Here is a 6,242-nt window from a genome sequence, read left to right as displayed (position 1 = left end):
TTTTTATATATCAACCGAATTTGACAAAGAGCCAGACCTTATCAGTGAAAACTGGTAGGGTCTTTTTTTACTTTTAATTTTATAAATCATAACGAATGAAAAAACCATTACCTGATAGCGCTCGGGCAATGGTTTTTCGTATTATAATAAAGCTTTTGCGACTTCAATTTGATGACGTACGGATTCTTGTCCTGTTGAACCGTAACTTTTTCTACGTTTCAAACAATTTTCAGGTTTTAAATAACTATAGATCGTTTCATCAATAGTAGGTGAGAATTCTTGATATTTTTCAAGTGGCACATCGAGTAAATAACAATCGTGTTGAATACACCAATAAACAATTTGTCCTACAATCGCATGTGCTTCTCGGAATGGAATATCTTTTTCCACTAAATAATCTGCAAGTTCTGTTGCGTTTGAGAAGTCTTTGTGTACGGTTTCGTTTAAACGGTCTGTATTCACAGTCAATGTAGCGAGCATCCCTTCAAAGATACGTAATGAGCCTGTGACTGTATGCACCGCATCAAATAAACCTTCTTTATCTTCTTGCATATCTTTATTGTAAGCTAATGGTAAACCTTTTAATGTTATCAGCATGCTGACTAAATGGCCAGTAGTACGGCCAGTTTTACCACGAATCAATTCTGCCATATCTGGATTCTTTTTCTGCGGCATGATAGATGAACCTGTTGAAAATGCATCAGATAAAGTGATGAATTTTGCTTCATCTGTTGACCAGAAAATAATTTCTTCAGAGAAACGTGATAAATGAATCATGACAAGCGAAATCGCATTGAGTGTTTCGACAATATAATCACGGTCACTTACAGCGTCTAAACTATTTTCGTAAAGTGATGCGAAATCTAAAAGTTCTTGTGTTTTCTGACGATCAATCGGATGCGTTGTACCGCTTAAAGCAGCAGCACCTAATGGATTGACATCGATACGTTTTAAAGCATCGTTAAAGCGGGCTTTATCACGTTCAAGCATCCAGAAATAAGTCATGACATGATGTGCAAAAGAAATTGGCTGTGCACGTTGTAAGTGCGTATAACCTGGCATAATCGTATCGACGTGTTTATCTGCAAGTGAAACAATCGTCTCTTGTAAAGAATGAATCAATTCAATGATTTCTTTGACTGCTTTCTTTGTATAGAGATGCATGTCTGTTGCGACTTGATCATTACGGCTGCGGCCAGTGTGCAACTTACCGCCGACAGGGCCGATACGTTCGATTAATTCATGTTCGATGTTTAAGTGAATATCTTCTAAAGCTTCTGTAAATTCAACTTTACCATCGTGGTAATCTTGTTGGATGTCCTGGAGTCCCTTAATAATGGTGTTGCTTTCTTCAGAAGTAAGGATGCCTTGTTGTGCAAGCATCGTCGCATGTGCAATACTTCCTTGAATATCTTCATCTATTAATAGGTGGTCAAAGTGAATAGAAGCATTAAAAGCATCTACCCACGCTTCAGGTTCTGCTTGGAAGCGACCGCCCCAGGCTTTTTTACTCATGTGAATAACCTCCATGCAACATAGAATTGACTTCAGTCGGCAAGCCGTAAATTTCAATGAATCCTACTGCTGCTTCTTGGTTGAAGGCATCTTCTTTTGTATATGTCGCAAGTTCTTTGTTGTATAGAGAATATGGAGATTTTCTGCCATTTACAACCGCATTACCTTTAAATAATTTCACACGTATTTCACCGCTGACATGTTCTTGAGTTGAATCAATAAATGCTTTTAATGAATCAGTTAAAGGTGAGAACCATAAACCATTGTAGGTTTGTTCTGCGAATTGTTTTTCAATCACAGGTTTGAAGTGTGCCACATCTTTTGTCAATGTGATAGTTTCTAAAGCTTTATGTGCTTTCAGAATCACTTCAGCGCCTGGTGTTTCGTAGACTTCACGTGATTTAATACCGACTAATCTGTTTTCAACATGGTCAATACGTCCGATACCATGTTTGCCTGCTAAGTCGTTTAAATAAAGAATTAAATCATCTAATGGATATGCTTTTCCATCGACTTCTACTGGAATTCCTTTTTCAAACTTCAAAACGATTTCATCAGGTGTATCTGGTGTATCTTCGATTTCTCGAGTTAAATCAAATGCATCTGCAGGCGGTGCTGCGTAAGGATCTTCTAAAATACCACATTCGTTGGCACGGCCCCATAAGTTTTGGTCGATAGAGTAAGGAGAGTCATGGTTGATTGGTACTGGAATGTTATTTTTGATTGCGTAATCAATTTCTTCCTCACGACTCCAACCCCATGAACGTACCGGTGCAAATACTTTCAATTTAGGGTTCAACGCTTTGATGGCTACTTCAAAACGTACTTGGTCGTTACCTTTACCAGTACAGCCATGTGCAATACCTACTGCATCTGTTTTTTCAGCAATTTCAACTAATTTTTTAGAGATTAATGGGCGAGATAATGCTGAAACAACTGGGTATGTGTTTTCATACATTAAATTACCTTTAATTGCATAAGCAACATAGTCATCGCTGAATTCTTTAGTCGCATCAATGATATAGCATTCTACTGCGCCCATATCTAATGCTTTTTGATAAACTTGATCTAAATCTTTTCCTTCGCCGACGTCTAAACAACAAGCAACTACATCGTAACCTTTATCGATCAGCCACTTTACTGCCACACTAGTATCTAATCCGCCTGAATAGGCTAATACGATTTTATCCTTCATAATCTTTACACCTCGTTAGAATAGTTTGAATTTTTTAACATGTTATTATCATAGCAGATTGAAGATGAGAAATAAACCATTATTTTACATAAATATACAAAAAGATGAAATCTCACTCATTTATACCCTATGACAGCAAGGCTTGTTCTAAATGTATGCAAAATTCATAAAAACTATAGAATGTACAACACTTTATTTCCTAGAAAAATAGTAAAAAATGACGATTTTTTCACAATTAAGACGGGTCCTTCAATTTCATAGACAGTTTTATTGATTGTATTATCAGAAATTTAGTAAAATATGAGTGAAATCAAAAAGCAGGAGGCAGTTCAAATGACACATATTGAGCTAGACTATAGTAAAGCTTTAAAATTCGTTGACGAACACGAATTAACACAACAACAAGAAATCGTAAAAACAATTCATCGTGTTATTCACGAAGGTACAGGCGCAGGCAACGACTTTTTAGGCTGGTTAGATTTACCAGTAGATTATGACAAAGAAGAATTCTCTCGTATCTTAGAAGCAGCTAAACGCATCAAAGAACATTCTGATGTATTAGTTGTGATCGGTATCGGTGGTTCTTATTTAGGTGCGCGTGCTGCGATTGAAATGTTAAGTTCAGCATTCAGAACAAGTGATGAATATCCTGAAATCGTATTTGCGGGTAACCACTTATCATCAACTTACTTACATGATTTAATTGAATACCTTGACGGTAAAGATTATTCAGTCAACGTTATTTCTAAATCAGGTACAACAACTGAACCGGCTGTTGCTTTCAGACTCTTTAAACAGTTATTAGAAGATAAATACGGTAAAGAAGAAGCAAAATCACGTATCTTTGCGACTACAGATAAAGAAAAAGGTGCTTTAAAACAATTAGCAACAAACGAAGGTTACGAAACATTCGTAGTACCTGATGATGTAGGCGGCCGTTATTCAGTATTAACAGCAGTAGGTTTATTACCAATTGCAGCTGCAGGCATTGATATCCAAGCGATGATGGATGGTGCTGCTAAAGCGCGTGAAGAATTGAAATCAGATGACTTATCTGAAAACATCGCATATCAATATGCGACATTACGTAATATTTTATACGCTAAAGGTTATACAACTGAAATGTTGATCAACTATGAACCATCATTACAATACTTTAATGAATGGTGGAAACAATTATACGGCGAATCTGAAGGTAAAGACTTCAAAGGTATCTATCCTTCAAGTGCTAACTACACAACTGACTTGCATTCATTAGGACAATACGTACAAGAAGGCCGTCGTTTCTTATTCGAAACAGTGGTTAAAATTGAAAATCCTAAATTCGATATTACAATCGAAGAAGATGCAGATGATTTAGATGGCTTGAACTACCTTGCTGGTAAAACAATTGATGAAGTAAATACAAAAGCGTTTGAAGGTACATTACTTGCACACACAGACGGCGAAGTACCAAACTTAGTGGTTAAAGTGCCAAGCATTGATCCAGAAACATTCGGTTATTTAGTATACTTCTTCGAATTAGCTTGTGCGATGAGCGGTTACCAATTAGGTGTTAACCCATTCAACCAACCAGGTGTAGAAGCATATAAACAAAATATGTTCGCATTACTTGGTAAACCAGGTTACGAAGATAAAAAACAAGAATTAGAAGAACGTTTATAATTCTGAAATAAATATAAGACTCTCATATTGCTGACTAGTAATATGGGAGTTCTTTTTTTAGTTTCAAAATACACCTGTTCCCTATATAATAGTAGTAATCGAAGATGAATGAGAGACAGGTGGAGTTATGTCAGCACATCAAATTGAACAGTGGATGCGAGCAATGGGTGACTATGGGGATATACTTGGGTTTTTATTACCGTTTTTAGAATCATTTATTCCTATTTTACCAATGTTCGTATTTGTGTTTGTTAATGTAGATACATTCGGATTATTTTTAGGAATTATAATCTCATGGCTTGGCACATTTTTAGGGAGTTTCGTTGTTTTTTTAATCATACGTTATTTTGCGAACACTAAATTCATGGATAAAGTCAAAGAACGAAAAGAAGTTCAAAAGTTTTTGGGGTTTGTGAATCATCAAGGTGTGACACCTATTTTCATTTTATTGTGCTTTCCATTCACCCCAAGTTCTTTAATGAATGTGGTGGCTGGCTTGTCTCAAATGAAACGTCAGACTTTCTTCATTATATTAGCTGTTTCAAATTTGATTGCGATGGCTTTAACAGGTATTTTAGGCAGAGAAATGCATAGCATTTTAGAAAGCCCGATTCGTGTCGTGTTAGTGATTGTGATTTTAGCTGGACTTTGGATAATCAGCAGAAAGTTGGAGCGTCGTTTCATAAAATAACGAAGGAGATAAATAGTGAGAAAAATTGTAAAATATTTGCTTTCCTTGATAATTGCGATTATTATTGTAATGTTGATTCAAGCTTTTATCTTAATCGGTGCAGTGGTACATTCTAATCAGATGTCACCTGCATTGCATCAGGATGATCGTATTTTGGTCAGTAAAGTACAAACCACTTTCAACCAAATACATAATAGTGATATCATCATGTATCATCATCAAGGACGTATCTACTTTGGACGAGTCATTGGGACACCTGGTGAGTCTGTCGAAATAAAAGCGGGTCAATTGTATCGAGATGACCAACAAGTACATGAAAGTTATCAGGTACAACATCCTATTCAAACCCTAGCATTACGCAATATTAAACATTCAGAAGGAGATATCTTAGCACCTAAACACTATTTAATATTGAATGATGATCGCTCTGATTTAAACGATTCGAGAAAATTCGGAACGATACATCAGCAAGATATTGTGGGGACTGTGTTTTTAAGATATTATCCATGGCGTGATTTTAAAATTTCATTTAATGAATAATTGAGGTGTTTTTACAGTGAAAAAAGAATTGAAAGAATGGATTATAGCCATAGCTATAGCATTGGTTTTAATCTTATTGATTTATAATTTTGTTGCTAAATCTTATACTGTACGCGGAGATTCTATGTTCCCGACGTTAAAAGACGGTGAAAAAGTTATCGTCAATGTGATCGGCTTTAAAATGGGCGGTCTTGATAAAGGTAACGTAATTGTCTTCCATGCAGATAAAAACAGCGACTATGTCAAACGTGTCATCGGAACACCTGGTGACAGTGTAGAATACAAACATGATGTATTGTATGTAAATGGTAAAAAAGTGAAAGAACCGTACTTAGATTATAATGAAAAACATAAAAGTTACGATGAAATCACAGGTACACTTCAAGTTAAAAACTTGCCTAACTCAGACGGCACAAATAAAATTCCAAAAGGAAAATTATTAGTCCTTGGGGATAACCGTGAAGTGAGTAAAGATAGCCGTTCATTCGGTTTAATTAAAGAAGATCAAGTTGTCGGTAAAGTCAGCTTACGTTACTGGCCTTTAACGAAATTCAAAGTGAACTTCAATCCAGCAGAAAATTAAATGTTAAGATAGATTAGACGAAAAGGGGTCGGGACATAAATGTTCTGACTTCT

General features: G+C 35.9%; 6 protein-coding genes. 4 read left to right on the top strand and 2 right to left on the bottom strand.

The genetic code is table 11. The annotated features are described in order from the left end of the window. Positions 1–141 precede the first annotated feature (141 nt). Together argH and HMPREF2937_RS00305 are read right to left on the bottom strand one after the other, a co-directional pair. A complete protein-coding gene (argH, locus tag HMPREF2937_RS00310) occupies positions 142–1,515 on the bottom strand; it encodes an argininosuccinate lyase (RefSeq protein WP_070863791.1) in 1,374 nt (457 codons plus the stop codon). After that, positions 1,508–2,710, bottom strand: coding sequence for an argininosuccinate synthase (locus tag HMPREF2937_RS00305; RefSeq protein WP_070863790.1), 1,203 nt, complete (start codon positions 2,708–2,710; stop codon positions 1,508–1,510). The genes argH and HMPREF2937_RS00305 overlap by 8 nt, the downstream gene beginning before the upstream one ends. A gap of 333 nt (positions 2,711–3,043) precedes the next feature. Here HMPREF2937_RS00305 and HMPREF2937_RS00300 point away from each other — a divergent pair, with 333 nt between their 5' ends. The 4 genes from HMPREF2937_RS00300 (at position 3,044) to lepB (HMPREF2937_RS00285) (ending at position 6,189) form a co-directional block, all read left to right on the top strand. Next, complete coding sequence (locus HMPREF2937_RS00300) at positions 3,044–4,375, top strand: glucose-6-phosphate isomerase (RefSeq protein WP_070863789.1); 1,332 nt, start codon at positions 3,044–3,046, stop codon at positions 4,373–4,375. A gap of 127 nt (positions 4,376–4,502) precedes the next feature. After that, complete coding sequence (locus HMPREF2937_RS00295) at positions 4,503–5,066, top strand: TVP38/TMEM64 family protein (RefSeq protein ID WP_002481870.1); 564 nt, start codon at positions 4,503–4,505, stop codon at positions 5,064–5,066. 15 nt (positions 5,067–5,081) lie between these two features. Beyond that, entirely contained in the window at positions 5,082–5,606 is a 525-nt protein-coding gene (gene lepB, locus HMPREF2937_RS00290) for a signal peptidase I (protein WP_070848731.1), read from the top strand. Between the two features lie 16 nt (positions 5,607–5,622). Beyond that, the gene (lepB, locus tag HMPREF2937_RS00285; RefSeq protein WP_002481872.1) at positions 5,623–6,189 is read left to right on the top strand and encodes a signal peptidase I; all 567 of its coding nucleotides are present in this window, start codon (positions 5,623–5,625) and stop codon (positions 6,187–6,189) included. Positions 6,190–6,242: the final 53 nt, after the last annotated feature.

The sequence above is a fragment of the Staphylococcus sp. HMSC061G12 genome (genome assembly GCF_001838465.1).
Lineage (GTDB): Bacteria > Bacillota > Bacilli > Staphylococcales > Staphylococcaceae > Staphylococcus > Staphylococcus simulans.
This window is presented reverse-complemented; position numbering and strand designations above follow the sequence as displayed.